This window comes from Pseudomonas sp. GW821-FHT02C04 (assembly GCF_059421845.1).
The window spans coordinates 576,348-595,645 of sequence record NZ_JBWKVT010000002.1 but is presented as its reverse complement, the minus strand read 5'-3'; the positions used below and the strand labels follow the sequence as shown (position 1 = coordinate 595,645).

General features: G+C 61.0%; 13 protein-coding genes. 6 read left to right on the top strand and 7 right to left on the bottom strand.

Annotated features, from left to right (window positions below; translation table 11 throughout):
* The first annotated feature begins 61 nt into the window (after positions 1–61).
* A complete protein-coding gene (locus AC07VV_RS10880) occupies positions 62–268 on the top strand; it encodes a PA3496 family putative envelope integrity protein (protein WP_096817116.1) in 207 nt (68 codons plus the stop codon).
* Here the strand turns inward: AC07VV_RS10880 and AC07VV_RS10875 are convergent.
* Positions 210–1,172: a LysR family transcriptional regulator gene (locus tag AC07VV_RS10875; protein ID WP_495036214.1), complete on the bottom strand. Its 963-nt coding sequence runs from the start codon at positions 1,170–1,172 to the stop codon at positions 210–212. The genes AC07VV_RS10880 and AC07VV_RS10875 overlap by 59 nt on opposite strands.
* Before the next feature lie 191 nt (positions 1,173–1,363).
* On the opposite strand from AC07VV_RS10875, the gene AC07VV_RS10870 reads away from it, so the two are divergent.
* Both AC07VV_RS10870 and oadA read left to right on the top strand, forming a co-directional pair.
* Entirely contained in the window at positions 1,364–2,779 is a 1,416-nt protein-coding gene (locus tag AC07VV_RS10870; protein WP_249483185.1) for an acetyl-CoA carboxylase biotin carboxylase subunit, read from the top strand.
* A gap of 11 nt (positions 2,780–2,790) precedes the next feature.
* A complete protein-coding gene (gene oadA, locus AC07VV_RS10865; RefSeq protein ID WP_096817122.1) occupies positions 2,791–4,599 on the top strand; it encodes a sodium-extruding oxaloacetate decarboxylase subunit alpha in 1,809 nt (602 codons plus the stop codon).
* Between the two features lie 104 nt (positions 4,600–4,703).
* Here oadA and AC07VV_RS10860 read toward each other — a convergent pair whose 3' ends face one another.
* Positions 4,704–5,777 carry an autotransporter outer membrane beta-barrel domain-containing protein gene (locus tag AC07VV_RS10860; RefSeq protein WP_495036213.1) on the bottom strand — a complete coding sequence of 358 codons (1,074 nt, stop codon included), beginning with the start codon at positions 5,775–5,777 and terminating at the stop codon, positions 4,704–4,706.
* Between the two features lie 593 nt (positions 5,778–6,370).
* Positions 6,371–9,328 (bottom strand): autotransporter outer membrane beta-barrel domain-containing protein, encoded by a 2,958-nt coding sequence (locus AC07VV_RS10855; protein ID WP_495036212.1) that lies wholly within the window; start codon positions 9,326–9,328, stop codon positions 6,371–6,373.
* A 241-nt stretch (positions 9,329–9,569) separates the two neighbouring features.
* Between AC07VV_RS10855 and AC07VV_RS10850 the strand changes: the two genes are divergently transcribed.
* Both AC07VV_RS10850 and AC07VV_RS10845 read left to right on the top strand, forming a co-directional pair.
* Positions 9,570–10,922, top strand: a complete 1,353-nt coding sequence (locus AC07VV_RS10850; protein ID WP_495036211.1) for a HipA domain-containing protein — start codon at positions 9,570–9,572, stop codon at positions 10,920–10,922.
* Positions 10,919–11,197: a helix-turn-helix domain-containing protein gene (locus tag AC07VV_RS10845; protein ID WP_096817132.1), complete on the top strand. Its 279-nt coding sequence runs from the start codon at positions 10,919–10,921 to the stop codon at positions 11,195–11,197. The genes AC07VV_RS10850 and AC07VV_RS10845 overlap by 4 nt, the downstream gene beginning before the upstream one ends.
* Before the next feature lie 35 nt (positions 11,198–11,232).
* On the opposite strand, the gene AC07VV_RS10840 is transcribed toward AC07VV_RS10845, so the two are convergent.
* The 3 genes from AC07VV_RS10840 to AC07VV_RS10830 are packed head-to-tail and all read right to left on the bottom strand — an operon-like array spanning position 11,233 to position 12,997.
* Entirely contained in the window at positions 11,233–11,904 is a 672-nt protein-coding gene (locus AC07VV_RS10840; RefSeq protein ID WP_495036210.1) for a GNAT family N-acetyltransferase, read from the bottom strand.
* A 12-nt stretch (positions 11,905–11,916) separates the two neighbouring features.
* On the bottom strand, positions 11,917–12,363 hold the full coding sequence (locus tag AC07VV_RS10835) for a GNAT family N-acetyltransferase (protein WP_011336633.1): 447 nt from the start codon (positions 12,361–12,363) through the stop codon (positions 11,917–11,919).
* Between the two features lie 10 nt (positions 12,364–12,373).
* Positions 12,374–12,997, bottom strand: a complete 624-nt coding sequence (locus AC07VV_RS10830; RefSeq protein ID WP_096817136.1) for an FMN-binding negative transcriptional regulator — start codon at positions 12,995–12,997, stop codon at positions 12,374–12,376.
* A 92-nt stretch (positions 12,998–13,089) separates the two neighbouring features.
* Between AC07VV_RS10830 and pdxR the strand changes: the two genes are divergently transcribed.
* Positions 13,090–14,640: a MocR-like pyridoxine biosynthesis transcription factor PdxR gene (pdxR, locus tag AC07VV_RS10825; protein WP_495036209.1), complete on the top strand. Its 1,551-nt coding sequence runs from the start codon at positions 13,090–13,092 to the stop codon at positions 14,638–14,640.
* 3 nt (positions 14,641–14,643) lie between these two features.
* Here the strand turns inward: pdxR and AC07VV_RS10820 are convergent, their stop codons facing one another.
* Positions 14,644–19,236, bottom strand: coding sequence for a dermonecrotic toxin domain-containing protein (locus AC07VV_RS10820; RefSeq protein WP_495036208.1), 4,593 nt, complete (start codon positions 19,234–19,236; stop codon positions 14,644–14,646).
* Positions 19,237–19,298 lie beyond the last annotated feature (62 nt).

Sequence of the window (19,298 nt, the reverse complement as noted above, 5' to 3'; positions counted from 1 at the left end):
GCCAAACCGTCATCCCTCGCGCCTATCGTGAAACTCCCGTAATCGCCTTGGGAGACTCGAAATGGCTCAGCCTTACGAAGAACGCAACAGCGCCGCGAAAACCCGTCGTCAGCAGGAAGACCAGCGCCGCATGGAATTTCGCCGCGCTATCGAAGATCGCTTCGAACTCCGCCAGCTTCAGGCTGAAATCGGCGATTTTCCCGAGGACATCAATCACTGGCAGGCAGCGCCTTCAGCTTCCCGTCGAAGCGCTCAACCAGCGCGCTGATCTGCACCCGTTCGCTGCGGATAAACGCCAGGAAGGCGTGGGCCACCGGTGACAACCGTTTGGCTTTGGCTTGCACCAGGCACCAACTGCGCAACAGCGGCAACTCTTCGACCGGCAGCTCCACCAGGCCGCCGGTCGCCAGCTCCAGGTTCAGGGCGTGGCGCGTCAACAGTGCCAGGCCCAGACCCGCCAATACGCACTCACGCTGAGCTTCCGCCGACGCCACCTCCTGGGTCTGGGTGAAGTGCACGCGCTTCTCCTTGAAGTACTCCTCGCAAGCCAGTCGCGTTCCCGAGCCGGGTTCACGAATCAGTAGCGTGTAAGGCTCCAGATCCTGCAAACGCAGCGGCCCCATGTGTGCCAGCGGATGGTCCGGTCGCGCGGCCGCCACGATCGGGTTATTGAGGAAGGGGAGGAACTCCAGGCCCATGTCCTGCGGCACCATTGACATGATCACCAGATCGTCACGGTTGTCGGAGAGACGGCGGATCACCTGGCCGCGGTTGACCACTGTCAGTTGCAGGTTCACTTCCGGGTGCTGGTGTTTGAACGCCGCAAACAGGTGCGGCACGAAGTATTTGGCGCTGGATTCCACCGCCAGTTTCAACTGGCCCTGCAGCGAGCCCTGCATGTCCGACAGCTGCATGTCGAGGTTTTCCAGCCGGCCGAAGATGTCGCGACTGGCGCGCTGGAGTGCTTCGGCCGCCTCGGTCATGTAGAGTTTTTTGCCGACGTAATCGAACAACGGCTGCCCGATCAGCTCTTCCAGCTGACGAATCTGTAGGCTGACGGCCGGTTGTGTGAGAGACATTTCCTCGGCTGCCCGGCTGTAGGAGCGCAAATCACACACTTCGTTGAAGATCTGCAATTGACGCAATGTCATACGCATCAAGGACTTACGCATTTTCTACAGGCTCTGGCCGGTGGATGATGCAATGACTATAAGTCTTTACTTATGCCTGACCCAATTTTTATTCATTTTTGTTAATCCCTTGTGGGCGCTAGTGTGAAGGCGCGACCAGATTGAAACATTTGGTCACGCGTCGACCTGGGTCTAGCAGGTCGTGGGTACCACCGGCTCAAGGGAACCTCCAAGTGATAACAAAGATCCTGATCGCCAACCGTGGTGAGATTGCCGTACGAATCGTGCGTGCGTGCGCCGAGATGGGCATTCGCTCGGTTGCGATTTTTTCCGACGCCGACCGGCATGCCTTGCATGTGAAGCGTGCGGACGAGGCCCACAGCATTGGTGCCGAGCCGCTGGCCGGTTACCTGAACCCGCGCAAGCTGGTGAACCTGGCCGTGGAAACCGGCTGCGATGCGTTGCACCCCGGCTACGGTTTCCTTTCGGAAAACGCCGAGCTGGCAGACATCTGCGCCGAACGTGGTATCAAATTCATTGGCCCGTCGGCGGAAGTCATCCGCCGCATGGGCGACAAGACCGAAGCGCGCCGCAGCATGATCAAGGCTGGCGTACCGGTCACACCGGGCACCGAAGGCAACGTAGCAGACATTGCCGAGGCTTTGGCCGAAGGCGATCGCATCGGTTACCCGGTCATGCTCAAGGCCACCTCCGGTGGTGGCGGTCGCGGTATCCGTCGCTGCAACAGCCGCGAAGAACTCGAACAGAATTTCCCCCGGGTCATTTCCGAAGCCACCAAGGCCTTCGGTTCGGCGGAAGTGTTCCTGGAAAAATGCATCGTCAATCCGAAGCACATCGAAGCGCAGATCCTTGGCGACAGCTTCGGCAACGTGGTGCACCTGTTCGAGCGTGACTGCTCGATCCAGCGTCGCAACCAGAAGCTGATCGAAATCGCCCCGAGCCCGCAACTGACCCCGGAGCAGCGCGCCTACATCGGCGACCTGTCGGTGCGTGCGGCCAAGGCCGTGGGTTACGAGAACGCCGGCACCGTGGAGTTCCTGCTCGCCGAGGGCGAGGTGTACTTCATGGAGATGAACACCCGGGTGCAGGTGGAACACACCATCACCGAAGAAATCACCGGGATCGACATCGTCCGCGAACAGATCCGCATCGCTTCCGGCCTGCCGTTGTCGGTGAAACAGGAAGACATCCAGCATCGCGGTTTTGCCCTGCAATTCCGGATCAACGCTGAAGATCCGAAGAACAACTTCCTGCCAAGCTTCGGCAAGATCACGCGCTACTACGCCCCCGGCGGTCCGGGCGTTCGCACCGACACGGCGATCTACACCGGCTATACCATTCCGCCGTTCTACGACTCGATGTGCCTGAAACTGGTTGTATGGGCACTGACCTGGGAAGAGGCGATGGATCGTGGTCTGCGCGCCCTCGACGACATGCGTCTGCAAGGGGTCAAGACCACCGCCGCTTACTACCAGGAAATCCTGCGCAACCCGGAATTCCGTAGCGGCCAGTTCAATACCAGCTTCGTTGAAAGCCATCCTGAACTGACCAACTACTCGATCAAGCGCAAACCCGAAGAGCTGGCCCTGGCCATCGCCGCCGCCATCGCCGCCCACGCAGGCCTGTGAGGAATAGAACAATGACTAAAAAGATTTTCGTAACCGACACCATCCTGCGCGACGCCCACCAATCGCTGCTCGCCACCCGCATGCGCACCGAAGACATGCTGCCGATCTGCGACAAGCTGGACAAGGTCGGCTACTGGTCGCTGGAAGTCTGGGGCGGCGCGACCTTCGACGCCTGTGTGCGCTTCCTGAAAGAAGACCCGTGGGAGCGCCTGCGCCAACTGCGCGCTGCGCTGCCCAACACTCGTCTGCAAATGCTCCTGCGCGGGCAGAACCTGCTGGGCTACCGTCATTACAGCGATGACGTGGTCAAGGCGTTCGTCGCCAAGGCCGCGGTCAACGGCATCGACGTGTTCCGCATCTTCGACGCGATGAACGACGTGCGTAACCTGCGCGTGGCGATTGAAGCGGTGAAGGCCGCCGGCAAACATGCCCAGGGCACCATCGCCTACACCACCAGCCCGGTGCACACCATCGACGCGTTCGTCGCCCAGGCCAAGCAAATGGAAGCCATGGGTTGCGACTCGGTGGCGATCAAGGACATGGCCGGCCTGCTGACCCCGTACGCCACCGGTGAACTGGTCAAAGCCCTCAAGGCCGAGCAATCGCTGCCGGTGTTCATCCACTCCCACGACACCGCCGGTCTGGCCGCGATGTGCCAGTTGAAGGCCATCGAAAACGGTGCCGACCACATCGACACCGCGATCTCCAGCTTCGCCTGGGGCACCAGCCACCCGGGCACCGAGTCGATGGTCGCAGCCCTCAAGGGCAGTGAGTTCGACACGGGCCTGAACCTGGAACTGCTGCAGGAAATCGGCCTGTACTTCTACGCCGTGCGCAAGAAGTACCACCAGTTCGAAAGCGAATTCACCGCCGTCGACACCCGTGTTCAAGTCAACCAGGTACCGGGCGGGATGATTTCCAACCTGGCCAACCAGTTGAAAGAGCAGGGCGCGCTGAACCGCATGAACGAAGTGCTGGCAGAGATCCCGCGTGTGCGCGAAGACCTCGGTTTCCCTCCACTGGTGACCCCGACTTCGCAGATCGTCGGCACCCAGGCGTTCTTCAACGTGCTGGCCGGCGAGCGTTACAAGACCATCACCAACGAAGTGAAGCTCTACTTGCAAGGCGGCTACGGCAAGGCGCCGGGCACCGTGAACGAAAAACTCCGTCGTCAGGCCATCGGCAGCGAAGAAGTGATCGACGTTCGTCCGGCCGATCTGCTCAAGCCGGAAATGACCAAGCTGCGTGCCGATATCGGCGCACTGGCCAAGTCCGAAGAAGACGTGCTGACCTTCGCCATGTTCCCGGACATCGGCCGCAAATTCCTCGAAGAGCGTGCCGCCGGCACCCTCACCCCGGAAGTGCTGCTGCCGATCCCGGAAGCAGGCAAGGTTGCCTCGGCCGGCGGCGAAGGCGTGCCAACCGAGTTCGTCATCGACGTTCACGGCGAAACCTACCGCGTGGACATCACCGGTGTCGGCGTGAAGGCCGAAGGCAAGCGTCACTTCTACCTGTCCATCGACGGCATGCCGGAAGAAGTGGTGTTCGAGCCGCTCAACGAATTCGTCGGCGGCGGCAGCAGCAAGCGCAAGCAAGCTTCGGCACCAGGTCACGTCAGCACCACCATGCCGGGCAACATCGTCGATGTGCTGGTCAAGGAAGGCGACACCGTGAAGGCGGGCCAGGCCGTGCTGATCACCGAAGCGATGAAAATGGAAACCGAAGTCCAGGCCGCGATTGCCGGCAAGGTCACCGCCATTCACGTTGCCAAGGGCGACCGGGTGAACCCGGGCGAAATCCTGATCGAGATCGAAGGCTGAGATAACGGCCTCGATACAACGCTTTAAACCTCGGGGGGGCATGTGCTCCCCTTTTTTTTGCCTTTCAGGCGCTGCCGCAGTGAGCGGCAGCGCCCGACCGGGGCTCAGAACGCCATTCGCCACTGGCCCGATACGCCATGGTTGCGACTGTCGGTGCCGATCTCACCCGACAACCCAACACCGAGTGTGTGGCTGGACGAGACGGCCAGATCAAGCCCGGTGTCCAGCGTCAGGCTGTTGCGATCCAGCTCTGCGCCGTAAACGGTGTAGTCATGGCCGCCGGTGGCCAGACGTTGGCGGGTGCTGGTGTAGGTTTCGCCATAAACGTGTTTCCACCCGGCGCTGAATCGTGGTGTTAGGCGCATGCCGTTATTCAGCGTGCTGACTTTCGCCATTCGCAGGCCGACGGTGGTGTTGAAGTTGCCTTGGGATTGATCATCCACCCTGAGCGCCGCCGCGCCGCCTTTCTCGGTGTAGCCGTCTCGCTGGTAGCGTTGATAGCCGAGGCTGGCGAAGGGTTCGATGCTGACGTTGGCCCGACCCAGATTGTATCCCGACTCGATGAACGCTTGCTGGGTGCTGGCGTGGTAGTCGCCCTTGGGCCGGTCATTGAAGCGACCGAACGCGACTTCGCGGCGGGTGCTGCCTTCATGGCTGCTCCAGGTTGCGCCGAGCCGAAGTGATAACGGACCCGTTTGGCGCAAGGCATAAGCGCCCAGGTGCCAACTGTCGAGATTGCCGTCCAGCTCCTCGCTGTCCATGCGCGTGTCGGAGGTGCCGCCCATCAAGCCCAGACGCCATTCTTCGTCGAGGCGCCAGTCCGCGCCGAGCAGCAGTCCTTTGGTGGAGTGCTGCATGGGTTCCACATCGCGATCCAGTTTCCCGCCATGTCCGAGGGCTTGCAGCCAGACCCTGCCGGTGTCTGCGTTGCCGGCCGCATGGCGCGGTGAGTTTCGTTGGGTGTCGTGAATGTTATCGAGTTGATGCATGGCCGACAGCAGGCTGGCGCTGACCGGCGTGACGCTGCTCAGGGTTGCCTTGGCGAGGTTGGCGTTGCTGCCGCCAGCGAGTTGATCGTAGGCGAGGGCGGCTGTGGCCTCGTCGGTAGCTTGCAGGGCTGCGATGGCTGCATTGCCTGGAGGTGGAGGGGAATCCGATGACAGTGGCTGGTCAACCACTTGGGTTTGTTGAGTTGCGGGCGTTTCGGCCAGAACCGGTTCCGATGAGGGCGCTGGTTTTCCGATGCTTTTTTCGAGCGCGCTGCCGCTTTTTGTCGTGGCGACTTTCTTGGGTTGAATGTCATCGGATGTACGAGCGGGTACTGCCGGAACCTCAGTGCTGACGGGGCTTGTTTCTAGAGGTGGAACGGTCCTTTCTTCACGCGGTGTTTCTTCAGTGAGACCGAGCGGAGCAGGTTTCTCCTTAGGCTTGCGCGAGTTCTTGGGTTTCACCTCTTTCACGACGGGCGCCTCGGGCTCCGACTGTTCTGCCAACGAAAACTCTACGCAACCAATTGCCAGCGCAACCGCCAGGACAAGATGTTTGAGCTTGTATGTGTGTTGAATGGGCATTCAGTTCGACCTATCGAAGGATGAGGCCAAACTCTAAAAGTTGATGCCGGTGCGCCGATGCCGGGCAATTCCGAGCCGGATGCAGGTAATTGCGTCCGTTTCTGTAGCCCATCGCTGACGGGTTGTGAACCCGCCATGATTTCCCGATCGACCAGACGCTTTTACCTACAACTCCCGCTGAAATCCGGATTGGCGAAATCTCAAAAGCTCATCTGCCACTGCCCGATCAACCCGTGATTACGGCTGTTGCTGCCAATCTCGCCGCTGTAACCCAACCCCAGCGTATGCCGCGCAGAAACGCCCAGATCCAGCCCCGCTTCCAGCACCAGACTGTCACGATCCAGTGAGCTGCCATCGACGCTGAACGCCGTGCCGCCGACCACAAACGCCTGACGGGTCGAGCTGCTGACATCGCCGTACGTGTGCTTCCAGCCAGCGGCCATCCGCGGGGTCAGACTCATGCCATTGTCCAGCGAGCTGAGGTGCGCCAGGCGTACGCCGAAGGTACTGCTGAAGTTGTCCTGGGTCTGGCTGTCGACCTGCAACGCCGCCGCGCCACCCTTTTCCTGATAGCGGTCGCGGTGATAGCGCTGGTAGCCGAGGCTGGCGAACGGTTCGGCGCTGAGCCGCCCGCTGCCCATGGCGTAGCCGAGTTCGGCGAAGGCTTGCTGGCTGTTGGCGTCGTAATCGCCTTTGGGGCGGTCACTGAAACCGTTGAACGCGACCGTGCGTTTGCTCTCGCCCTGATGACCGCTGTAGGCCGCGCCCAGACGCAAGGCTATCGGGCCGTTTTGATGCTGGGCATAGACCCCGGCGTGCCAGCTTTCGACATTGCCATCGACGCCGGTGGCGTCCAGATCGGTCTTCGAATAACCACCGAGCACGCCCAGTCGCCATTGCGGATTCAGCGCCCAGTCGGCACCGAGTACGCTGCCCTTGGTACGTTGTTCCAGACTGCCATTGCCATGTTCGCCATCGAGCTTGCCGTAGCCGCCGATGGCTTGCAGCCAGAGCCGGCCCTGAGCATTGGGATCATTCAGGTTTCGCGCTTCGGCTGGTACGCCGTTGGCGGCGAGGATTGGTGTGTCACGCTGATCGAGGCCGACCATCAAGCCGGGACTGCCACCCATCTGTTGCATCGCCGAGAGCATGCTGCTACCGACCTGGCTGCTGGCGCCGAGGGTGGCGCTGGTCAGGTTGGCATTGCTGGCGCCGGCCAGTTGCTCGATGGCCGCGCCTGCACTGCTTTGAGTGGTGTTGAGCAAGGCGTTGTACAGCGCATTGTTCTTGCCGATCGAAGCCAAGCTATTGGCGGCGTTGCTACCGTTGCCGGTGGCGGCGAACTCATTGAACGCCACGTCATTGCGGGTGTAGGTCAGGTCGACCTGCGTAGGCGTGTAAGCGAGGGTCGGCGTGAGGAACGCGTAGTCGCTGGTGACCGCGCCGAACGTGCCGTTGACCCGCGCAGCCTGCAGCACCGTGTAATGGCTCTGCCATGGATAGGTGCCGCTGCCGGGATTGACCGCCAGCGTCGCGCCGTTGAGGTTGGCCGTGCCGCCGACCTGGACCGGCGCGCTGCTGCCATCGGCGTTGACGCCATAGGCGAGGGTGGATGCGCTGCCCATGTTCAAGTCGTGCACGATGGTTGCGGTACCGAGCCGGGTGTCAGTGCGCAACGTGCCATTCACGTTGAGGTTGCCCACCGAGCCGCCGCCGGCATACACACCGCCGGCATCGACGGTCAGGTTGCCGGCGATACCGCCCTGGTTGATCAGTGTGGCGCCGTTGCGTACGGCACCGCCGTCGCTGAAATCGCCGCTGCCGGTGAGGGTCCAGGCGCCTTGCTTGACCTCCAGCCATTCAAAGTTACGGCTGGCATCGAAGCTGCCGCCCGCCGCGTCGTCCATCACTACCCGGTCGTAACCGGTGCCACCATCGACCACGCCGACAAAACGACTGCCGTTGCGCAGTGTCAGGCTGTCGTTGCCACCGCCCAGGTCCAGCGCCAGGCCGTTGCTGCCGCTGATCGTGCCGCCGTTGATCACGTTGTCGATGAACTCACCGACGAACTTCACGCCGAAACCGTCGAGCCCTTGAATGGTGCCGTAGTTTTCCAGCGTGGTGGCCGCCAGTCCCGAACCGCCGCTGCCGTCGTCCACCAGAATGGCGCTGTTGGCACCGCTGATCAGGGAACTCTTGGCGTTGAGAATGTAACCGCCGCCGAGGGCGATACCTTCACTGCCATTGGCGAAACCACCCTTGTCCACACCGCCGGCGCCGACGCCTTGAATGGTGCCGTAGTTTTCGATGTGGGCGATCTTGTCGATGTCCACGCCGTCACCGTCGCCGTTGGGCTGCAACCCGGAATACGCACCAGTGATGGTGCCGTGGTTGATCACCGTGCCGTCGCCGTCAGAACCGAAACCGGAGCCGTTGCGCCCGGTGATCTGCCCGTAGTTGACCAGCGTCGCCCCGAGGTCGGTGGTGATGCCATGCCGGCCGCCGGAAATCACGCCGTAGTTGGTCACGCTGACACCGGTCGCGGTGTCGATATCGATGCCGTCGAACTTCTGGTCGGCGTTGTGCGAATCACCGGTCGAGATCTCGCCATAGTTGCTGATGGTCGCGTTGGCGCCGGTCTTCATGCCGTCGCTGGCGTCGCCGCGAATCAGCCCGCCCGCGCGGTTGATGATGGTGGTTTTCACTCCGTTGCTGCGCAACGCATCCAGATCCAGCCCCTGGCCGGTGGTCGAGCGAATGGTGCCGCTGTTGTCGATCAACAGGCTGCCGCTGACGAAGTTGCTGTCGATGCGAATCGCGTCGTTGGAGCCGAGAATCTGTCCACCGCTGCGGTTGTAGATGGCGTAATTGCGCGCCTGGGTCAGGTCGCCACTGCTGTCGATGGCCCGGCCACCGGTGGAGATAATCTTGCCGGCGTTGTCGATGATCACGCCGACACCGCTGGTGCCATCCTTGAGGCTCACGGCCTTGCCGCTGTTGGTAATGCTGCCCGGCGCCGAAATCGTCAGCGTGTCGTTGCCGCCCAATGTCTGCGACGCGGTGGTGGCGGTGTCGATCTGCACGGTCTTGCCGTGGGCGGCGCTGGTGGCGATCAACAGGGCGGTAGCGAGTGACAGGCGCTGAGGCGGGAACGACATGGTGAGAACGTCCTTTTTGTTATAAGCGAGGGCGTTCTGTATAGCGGAGGGTTTTTACAGAATGATGTCCGTGCCGAACTCGGCTGCATCTGCATTATTTTGCGTTTATCACGAAGTTCAGATGCTTTATCTGCACTTTACTGCAGATAGAATGCCTCATCTTTCTTCATGAATGCACTATATTGCAGTTTAGACCGACGAATTATTTGTCGAAATGCATTTAATTGCAGGTGATGACCGCATGCACAACCTGACACTGCAGATATTCGACGCCGGCAAATGGCACGACGCGATGGTGTTGAGTTTCGACTCGCCCGAAAAAGGCTTCGAAAGCCGTTGCAGCTTTGGTTACGAGACGGCATATCTGGTTGAAAATATTGAGGCCATTGGCTCTCCGTTTTCCAAGGCCGTGAGTGCGTTGTTCCCGCTGGATTGGGAAGGCCGGCGAGCCATCACGCCTGCCTTCGTGCATGACATTGCACCGGCAGGCGCCGCTAAAAGGTTTCTTCTAGCGCGTCTGGGACAAGAGAAACCTGCTGACATCAGTGCCGATCTTTATCTGCTCGGACGCTGCACTCCGGCTCCGATCGGCAACATGCGAATAAAAGAATCAGCCGAGGCTGTCGATGAGCGCAAACCCATCGGGTTTCAGCGCCAGGATGTCGTCAGCCGTGACCACCGGTTTCTTGAGTACGCCTACGAAATGGGGGCTGCGATTGGTGGTGCGACAGGGGCCGGAGGCGAAGCGCCCAAGATTCTTCTGGCTGAGGATCGTGCCGGTCTTTTGTACCCCGATGCAGTGCTGGATGATGAAAACGTCCGCCAGCATTGGTTTGTGAAATTCGCCCGGAATAAAGGCGGTCAAACCGATCAAGACATCCTTCGCAGCGAGTTCCACTACTACCAGGCGCTTCAGGCGCTTGGTATCGAAACCGTCGCAGCGGAAGGTCTGGCGTTAGAGGAAGCGAACAAGCCCAGCTTGTGGATGCAGCGTTTTGATCGTCAGGTGACAGAGCAAGGTGTAGAGCGTTTTGCCGTGGAGTCGATCTACTCGCTGGCCGAGGTGACGACGCCGGGAAGCGCCATGAATCATATGGATGTCATTCGCATGCTCGCCAAGCTCTGGCGCAATGCGGGGCAAGCGGATCAGATTCCGGCGCTGGTGGCGGACTATTTACGCCGGGACCTGATCAACAAAATTCTTGGCAACTCGGATAATCACGGTCGCAACACTGCAATCATTCGTGATGTGGACTCGTATCGTCTGGCCCCCATTTATGACTTGGCTCCCATGGTTATGGATGACGAAGGTGTAACTCGCACGACCAAATGGCCAAAAGAGCTGGAGAGGGCGGGTGATGTCGATTGGCGAGGTGTTTGTCGCGCATTGGCGGACATTTCCGATCCTGATGATCCATTGGCAGCGTTGTCCGACGCGCCGGAATCTTTCGAGCGATTGCGTGAAGACGCGCAGTGCCTGGCCGAGTTGCCGGACATTTTGAGTGCCGGCGGTTTGCCTGACCGAACCATGAATCATCCGGGCGTTCACCTGAAAAACCTGGAGCAACGATTGAAAGAGTGGGATTTGAAATGAGCATGACCGTTGCCGAGCGCACCGTGCTCATCGAAAGCATTCAGGAAGCACTGGCTCAAGGAACCGTAGAAATCGGTGAAGCCGTTCGCCGCTTGCGCGTGGAGGTGACCGGGTTACATCAGACCCAGTTTGCGAGGATGTGCAAGATTTCGGTGCGTACGCTGGTGCACATCGAACATGGAGAGGGTAATCAGACGCTTAAATCGCTGAACGCCGTGTTTCGCCCGTTCGGGCTGAAGATGGGTGTGGTGCGGGTTCGACGCGATAACAACTGAACCCGCAACGCAACATACTTTATTTCGATTGAGCTTTAAGCGCGGCACTCAACCAACCCTTTCTCCTGCCCCTCAGCCGTCTGATTCTCGTCGCTCAACCAGCGCTCGAACCCGGCCGCAATCGCGGGCCATTCCGAGTCCAGAATCGAGTACCACGCGGTGTCTCGGTTCTGGCCCTTGACCACCATGTGCTGGCGGAACACGCCTTCGAAGCTGAAACCCAACCGCTCGGCCGCGTATTTGGAGCGGGCGTTGCCGTTGTTGCATTTCCATTCGAGGCGGCGGTAGCCGAGGGCGAAGGATTCCTTGGCCAGCAGGTAGACCGCCTCGGTGCTTTTCGGCGAGCGTTGCATCGGCGCGCCGAAGGTGACGTGGCCGATTTCGATGCGGCCCTGGGCCGGGACGATCGACATCAGGCTGAGGATGCCTTGGACCTGGCCGCTGGCGCGGTCGATGACGCTGAAGAAATACGGATCGCTGTGGGCGGCGTGGTTGTTCAGCCAGTCATTGAAAGCGGCGCGCTCCGGAAACGGGCCGTAAGGCAAATAGTCCCAGAGTTTCGGGTCGGCGCCTGGGCCTTGCAGGGCGGTGAACAGGTCGTCGCCGTGACGCGCCGGGTCGAGTTTTTCCAGGCGGATGAAGCGGCCTTCGATCAGAGTGGTCGAGGGCGGCGGCACGCCTTTCCAGTCAGCAAGAGAAATCGTCATGCGCGTGGCTCCTTAAATGGCTTTGCGAAACTGGATGAAACCGGGACGCTCGGCGATGCGCTCGTAGAGCTGGATCGCGGTGGCGTTGGTTTCGTGGGTCAGCCAGTGCACCTTGCAGCAACCGTCGGCCTTGGCGGTGGCGTAGACGTGTTCGATCAGCAGGCGACCGACGCCGGTGCCACGGGTTTGCGGCTCCACCAGCAGGTCTTGCAGGTAGCAGGAGTTTTCGATGCTCCAGTTCGAACGATGGTAGATGAAATGCACCATGCCCACCGCTTTGCCGTCCGCCCAGGCGAGGGCGGCGTGGGTCGGTTCGTTCGGGTCGAGAAAACGCTGCCAGGTGCTTTGGCTGACCGCGTCCGGCAATTCAGTGTTGTAGAAGCGCAGGTAGGCCTGCCACAGCGGCAGCCAGGCCGCGTGATCGGCGGCGCTGACCGGACGGATGTCGATCTGACTCATGGTGATTTCCTTAACGCATCAAGTGAGCGAGGGTTTGATCGTTGATGTCTGGACTGGCGGCCAGGCCTTCGCGCACGCCGGCGATGTCTTCGGGGCTGCGGTTCTGGCTGAGCTTGCGCTTGCCTTCGAGGCGGTCGATCGGAATGGCAAACCCGACGATGGCCTTGAGCATGCCGTCGATGTAATCGGCCGGTGCATCGTCGACCGACCAAGGCTGGGCGCGGCCGGCCTCATGGCGATTGGTGAGGGTGCTGACGATGTCCAGCAGACGACCGCCATCGCTGAAGGTTTCGGCGTGGCCATAGGCATGCACGGCAACGTAGTTCCAGGTCGGCACGACTTTGCCGTGCTCGGCCTTGCTCGGATAAAAGCCCGGGCTTACATAGGCATCGGCACCGGGAAAAATCAGCATGGCCTCGGCGCCGTCGCGCAGGTCTTTCCACTGTGGATTGGCCTTGGCCAGATGCCCGTACAGCGTGCCGTTCGGGCCTTGTTCACGATGCAGCAGCACCGGCACGTGGCTGGCCTGCAAGCCCTGTTCGCCGTGAGTCACCAGAATGGCGAGGCGGGTGGCGAGGATCAGTTCGTGCAGTTGGGACAAGTCGTCGATGGCAAAGGCGCGGGGCGTGTACATGGAGAAATTTTCCTTGGCGAATGCCTGCATCGTAGGCAGGCTATTGGTCTGTTGTAAGAGCCATTGATGACCAATTTCATAGGTCCATTGCCATGCCCGATTCGACCACGCTGTCGCTGCCGTTCAACCCTGCCGGTATCGAACTCGATCGCCGCAAAGGCCTGAGCCGTCAGCTCTATCAGGCCTTGCGCCTGCGGGTGCTCGACGGACGCCTGGCCAGCGGCACACGCCTGCCGGCCAGTCGCGATCTGGCGGCGGCATTGACGATTTCCCGCAACAGTGTGGTGCGCGCCTACGATCAGCTATATGCCGAAGGTTTCATCGAAGGGCGGGTCGGGGACGGTACTTATGTGGCGCAGTTGCCCCAATCGACGACACCAACGAAAAATTTATCCACAAAACTATCCACAGGGTTTTCAACAGGCTTACCCACAGCCTTATCCACAAAATCGGTCGATTCCACTGGGGATTTATCCAGCAAAGTTATCCACAGCGGTGCGATGCAGCGGCTTGAACAGAACCATTTGCCAACGCCGCCGAGCGGTCCGCCACGGGCTTTCAGGGTGGGTGTACCGGCGTTCGATCTGTTCCCGTTCGACGTCTGGGCCAAGCTGAATGCGGCGTTCTGGCGTAAACCTGATTTGCAGCAACTGTGTTACGGCGATCCGGCGGGCGATGCGCGGCTGCGCGGTCTGATCGCTGCCTATTTGCGCAGTTCGCGCGGCATGCAGTGCTCCGCTGAGCAAATTGTGATCACCAGTGGCGCACAGCAGGGAATCAGCCTTTGTGCACAGTTGTTGGTGGAGCCTGGCGCCGGGGTGGGCATCGAGAATCCCGGCTACCGCGCAGCGGGTCATGCCTTCGCGCTGGCCGGCGGTCGATTGCACGGCATTGCGGTGGACGAAGAGGGCATCGATTGCGCAGCGCTGTCCGCCGCCGAAGATTGCCGGGTGGCTTATGTCACGCCGTCTCATCAATACCCGACAGGGGTGGTGATGAGCCTGGCGCGACGCCTGGAACTGCTGGCCTGGGCCGAGCGCACCGGGGGCTGGATCGTCGAGGACGACTACGACGGCGAGTATCGCTACACCGGGGCGCCATTGGCCCCGCTGGCTGCGCTCGACCGCCAGGGTCGCGTGCTGTACGTCGGCACCTTCGGCAAAGTCGCGTTTCCGGCGCTGCGTCTGGGTTATCTGGTGTTGCCGCCGGGGTTGGTGGAAGCCTTTGCGCAGCGGCGTGCGGTGGATGTCCGGCATTCCGAGGTGAGCACCCAGGCGGTGATGGCCGAGTTCATGGCGGCCGGGCACTTTCAGCGGCACATCCGGCGGATGCGCCGGGCTGCACTCAGCCGGCGCAATGCGCTCATCAATGGTTGGCCCCAGGGTTTGGCGGGTGTCGGCGAACTGCCGGCCGTGTCCGCCGGACTGCATCTGACGGTGGCGGTCGACAGCGTGGCCCGCGAACAGCAATTGATCGAACAGGCCGCCAGTGTAGAAGTGGAAGTCCACGGCTTGAGCAAGTACTGGCTGCGGGACTCGACGACGCCGATCGATCAGCGCGCCGGACTGGTGCTGGGTTTTGCGGCAGTGCCAGAGCAGGCGATCGAGTCGGCTCTGGCCCGCTTGCGCGAAGTCTGGCGCTAATCGTTATCGGGTGGCCACGGGTGCCGGCTTGAGGAACAGGTCGCGCACTGTCGGGTCGACGATCCTGCGCAACGCATTGTCGACCGCATCAAAGGTGTTCAGTGCCTGGCGGGTTTTGTCATCCAGCGTCTGCAGATAGGCATCGGCGAATTTCAGGTGGGCGATGGTGTACAGGTCTTCCGCATCCCCGAGCTGGTCGTAATGAAAGTGCGCCACCCACAGCGGTTTGTCTGCGTTGGTCTTGTCGAGAATCCGGTACTCCTGAAAATAGTCCCCGCGATGTCGGGTGTGGATGCGTCCGCGTGGGTCCTTGATCACATTGACCTGCCCGTTGTCGTGCAGCCAGTGGAAATAGGTTTCCCGAGGTTTGCGTTGTTTGAGCATGGCCGCGTAGGTCGCAATGCCGTCGGCTTGGGTGCGGGTTGCGCCTTCGCGCAGGTTCGGGATGAGGGAGGCAATGGGCCAAGGGTCCTTCCTGGCATTTTTTCTTCGGGTGATCGTGCTGTCGACGTCGATGGCCATTTGTTTGAGGCGTTCGACTTGCTGTTCGAACATGTCGCGGATATCAGCAGGAATACGCCCGGGTCGCTTGGCATCCTCACGGGTTTTCCTGTTGAAGCTGTCGATGTTCGCTTCAAGCGCCATTGCCGCTGAAAGAATATCCTCGTCATCGGCGGGCGCCATCGGTTCAGGTCTTGGCGCGGTGAGTTTGACGAACGTTGTCTCGGCCTCCGACTCGCCGCTCTGGGCCACGGGGGCCGATTCGCCTGTTTCGGGTCGTGGACGACTTTTGCTCACCTTCACTTTCGGCTGCAACGTTGAAGGCTGCGGCCGGGATTTGACGGGCGCCGGTCGTTCTTCCGGTTCGGGCAATTCCGTGGTCAGGCGTTCGCGAGCCACTGCATGAAACTCGCCGATCAACTCGCGAACCCTGTCGAGTCTGGCCTGAACGAACTGGCCGGGATGGGCCGCAGGCAAATGCTCCACGCGTTCACCGAGGCTGGTGAAGAGGTCGTTCCACTGCGATAAACGTTCGATCCGCGCCGGTTGCCCGTCTGCGATCACCGCGGTTTTGCTCAGCAGGGTCAGCTCATGACTGGCGTCGGCAGCCGCGGCCGTAATGATCCCGATAGCGACGCGGGCGGCGTCCATGGCGGCTCCCGGCTTCTCCTCCACACAGCGCTCGTAGGACATGCCGATTTCATTGGCCTTGAGGTCGAGAGTGTTGAAGTCCGGCAGCAGCAATTCCAGCCTCGTGGCCACTTCTCTGGCCTTGGCCGAATGGCTGTTCAATATCTGGAGCGAGCGATCCAGGGTCTGCAGGGTGCCAATCATTTCGTTGCTCAACGCGGTGGCGACGGTGGCGATTTCGATCTGTTGCTTGCGTGGTACCAGTGTGTGTTGGTTCGCGCTGTCGACAAAGATCTGTGTGGTCTTGGCGTACATCCGCATTTTCACCCGCAGCCACGAGCCGAAACAGCGGTGCTGGCCCAGGGTCAGGCTCATCAGTCTGGCCTGGTGTACCGAGCCACCGCCACCCGCCAGACGCCAGCTTTCGAGCTGGTCCAGCGCTTGGGTGTACTCATTGCCCAGCTTCGTGGCCCTGTCCAGATAGATGGATGCGGAGTGCCCGAATCCGGCTTCGCTGGTGTCCCGTGGAAGGGCCACCAGCGCTCGCAGCAGTTGTGTTTTCGCCTCGGTTTCGCGTGCTTCAAATTGCTCCAGCTCAGTCCAGGCAGCCTCCATTGCCTGTCTTTTGGAGCGGCGGAACGCCTCGATCCGGCTTTTCGGCATGCCGCCGCGCAAGCGCAGTTTCGGGTCCCAGTACCATTGCCCGGCGGTCTCGTCGTATGTCAGCGCCATGCCGATACGCATTGGATCGGTCGGATCGACGATATGCACCGGTTCGTCTGCCCGGGCGATCACCTGGAACCAGCGCGTACCGACCCGGGCGCAGGTCTTGCCGTCGAGGGTGTACAGGTGAGTGACTGGTGAGGCTTGTTTCCCGCTCAAGTCAGGTGTGGCGATCTTGAAGCGGTCGAGCATCGCGATGAAACGTGCGCTGGTGTCGGGTCGCACCAGTGTCCCCTGCTCGAGTTGGGTGAGATGCGTGGCAGGCACCTCGCCAGTGATGGACACCGGATCGAGCGTGACTGACGGCGTGACTTCTGGTGCGGGTTCTTCTTTCTCCGGCGCCCGTCGGGCCGTTTCGCGGGCCTCCTTCAGGCGTGGCAGCCATGAGCGGTTGCGTCGCGCCACGACGCGTTGGGTCAGGATGATGCCGAGCGTCAGCAGAACATCGGCGGTGGATTGCCAGGCCACCAGGGTGTCGTCGCGTTCATGGGCATCGATCGCCTGCTGGATCTGTGTGATGGTCTGCCAGACCCACACGGCTGTACCCGCCGCGCCGCTCATGAAATTCGCAGCGACGCTGAAAATCGCCCAGCTGCTGTCCGCCAGAAGCGCCCAGCGTCGTTCGCTGTTGGATTGCGACTGGCGGTTCGCAAGGTCGACCAGTGCCTGACTGTTGGCGGTGTACAGCGAGGCAAGGATGTCGCCGCCGAGGGGGGCGTCCGCCAGTTCGATCGGGCCGGTCAGGTCAAGGTGCATGAACGGTTCGGTGGCCAGTTGAGTGACGATCCACGGCGAGGGCAGACCGACCGGGAAGGCGTACTGCGAGTACTCGAAACTCAGTGCTGCACTGCCCAGCCAGGCCAGTACCGAATTGCGCAGTTCCCCATCCTGATACAGCGCGTACATCAGGTTTTGCAGAGAGGCGAACTGCATCAACGGGGTGTCCAGCAGCGGCCGGTACAACAGGCAAGGACCCTGGGTATGGTCTCGCGGACAGATAATGAACATGTTGGCGACAACGTCCGAACGCCTGCTCAAGCGGCGACGAGGGACGAATGCCAACGGACGGATCGTCACCGAGTGTTCGGCTGTTGGAAGTTTGCGGGTGATGGCATCCATCAATTGGCAGACGTAGGCATAACCTCGCTGATCGACGTCGCCCTGGTGCTTGAGCTTGCACTCCAACGCCAGCATCGGCAGAAGTGTCGGCAGCTGGCGCATGTAGCGGGTCTTTTGCTCGGCCGCCCGGATCGGGTCATCGATCAGTGCGCGTTTGATCAGTTGCGGGTAATGACCGCCTATGTCGACTTTTTCCGCGGTTGTGGTGAGAAAGTCCACAGTCAGCCAGGCTGGTACGGTTCGGCCATCGTCGAAAGCAATCGTGGCCTGATAAGGCGGGGCGTTTTGCAGGGCGAACTCACCCAGGGTTTCGTGTATTCGGTCAAATGGGTTGGGCAGGGTGAAACCACCGGTTTCGAAGCTGTTGGTCACCGTGATTCGCAGGTGGTCCAAAGGTAGGTCGGTGGCATCCACGGCACTTTTGTCGGCGATGATTGCTTCGCGCATCCGGCGTTCGGCGTAGGGCTTGATCAGGGGAATGTCGTCATCTCTGAAAACACCCTTCTCGACGTCGTCACGCAAGGTGCCGAGCTCGGCAATGTAGCGACTGTAGTCCTGCAGATCATGGAGGGAGCCGGCCTGCAGCCAATCGGGAATGGCCTCTTCCAACTGGTCGAGCCGGGCTCGTTCAAGCGGATTGAAACGACCGCGGCTCTGTCTTGAGGGGGAGGCCTGGGCACTGATCGACTGGTTGGCGGGGTCCAGTGCCTCGATCGCGCCGAGCTGATTGCTGATCAGCGCCTGTGCAACGGCGTCGAAGATATGCCCCTCGGGTTCGATCAGGCGCCATTTCAGGGAGCGCTCGGACCGCTCGGGATCGAGTCGCTGTGGCAATGTTTCGCCCAGCGCGACCAGCGACTCGAAGGACTCATAGCCATCGGCAACGGTGTACATCAGGATCCGTTGCCGCTGTTTGACGGTGGCGGTCAGCACCAGTGCGCCGGCAATGAGCAGGTGCGTGCTGTCCTTGCCGTCAACCAGGTCGATGTCCATCAGGCAGGCTTTCAGCCCGCTGAAATCGCTGTTCACTGTCGAGCGTTCTGCCCGCTCCGGATGCTGCGCAACAAATCGCGCCAGCGCGCACTCGTCGGCATCCCAGCCACTGGCCGATTGCACATTGGCGGCCGAACACAACAGATCGGACAGTTCCTGCCAGCGTGGTTGGGAGCTGGCAGACTCATTCCAGTAATCGAGCTGGCGCTGCTGGTATTCGAGAAACAGAAAGGGTGCGTGGTCGTTCACCAGCGAGGTGATGTCATCCATGCTCACCGGCAAGAGGATGGGCGGAGTGGCGTCGGGTGTGCGGGTCAGGAAGTGTTCGCCTTCGATGTAGTCGGCCGTGGTTCTGTTCAAGCAGTGCTGGATAAAGGCATGGGTCAGGGATTCGAAGGCGAAGACCCCGGTGGCGTTCTGTGTGGCATCGGTTTCGCGCAGAGGCGTCGCGAGCATCGTGCGATCCGGATCGATGCGTTGGTCGGGATGGCTTTTCATCAGTGCTTCGCGCAACAGCGCCGAGGCGACTTGATGCAGCGAGTAGCCCCGGCCGGTCAGTTCGACCAGCCGGCTCTGTTTCAGCAAAGGAGGGGAAACGCTGGGCGTAGTGGCGGCAGCAGGTTCAGTCATGGTCGTGTCCATGGGAGAAAACCGGCACATTAAAATTCCGGCCACGGCACGCGGCGGTACAT

What these genes read in the sequence shown, in the direction of transcription:
- AC07VV_RS10850 (WP_495036211.1), top strand. Translation starts at nt 9,570, where the DNA reads ATGCACAACCTGACACTGCAGATATTCGACGCCGGCAAATGGCACGAC.
- AC07VV_RS10830 (WP_096817136.1), bottom strand. Translation starts at nt 12,997, where the DNA reads ATGTACACGCCCCGCGCCTTTGCCATCGACGACTTGTCCCAACTGCAC.
- pdxR (WP_495036209.1), top strand. Translation starts at nt 13,090, where the DNA reads ATGCCCGATTCGACCACGCTGTCGCTGCCGTTCAACCCTGCCGGTATC.
- oadA (WP_096817122.1), top strand. Translation starts at nt 2,791, where the DNA reads ATGACTAAAAAGATTTTCGTAACCGACACCATCCTGCGCGACGCCCAC.
- AC07VV_RS10820 (WP_495036208.1), bottom strand. Translation starts at nt 19,236, where the DNA reads ATGACTGAACCTGCTGCCGCCACTACGCCCAGCGTTTCCCCTCCTTTG.
- AC07VV_RS10855 (WP_495036212.1), bottom strand. Translation starts at nt 9,328, where the DNA reads ATGTCGTTCCCGCCTCAGCGCCTGTCACTCGCTACCGCCCTGTTGATC.
- AC07VV_RS10845 (WP_096817132.1), top strand. Translation starts at nt 10,919, where the DNA reads ATGAGCATGACCGTTGCCGAGCGCACCGTGCTCATCGAAAGCATTCAG.
- AC07VV_RS10840 (WP_495036210.1), bottom strand. Translation starts at nt 11,904, where the DNA reads ATGACGATTTCTCTTGCTGACTGGAAAGGCGTGCCGCCGCCCTCGACC.
- AC07VV_RS10880 (WP_096817116.1), top strand. Translation starts at nt 62, where the DNA reads ATGGCTCAGCCTTACGAAGAACGCAACAGCGCCGCGAAAACCCGTCGT.
- AC07VV_RS10835 (WP_011336633.1), bottom strand. Translation starts at nt 12,363, where the DNA reads ATGAGTCAGATCGACATCCGTCCGGTCAGCGCCGCCGATCACGCGGCC.
- AC07VV_RS10875 (WP_495036214.1), bottom strand. Translation starts at nt 1,172, where the DNA reads ATGCGTAAGTCCTTGATGCGTATGACATTGCGTCAATTGCAGATCTTC.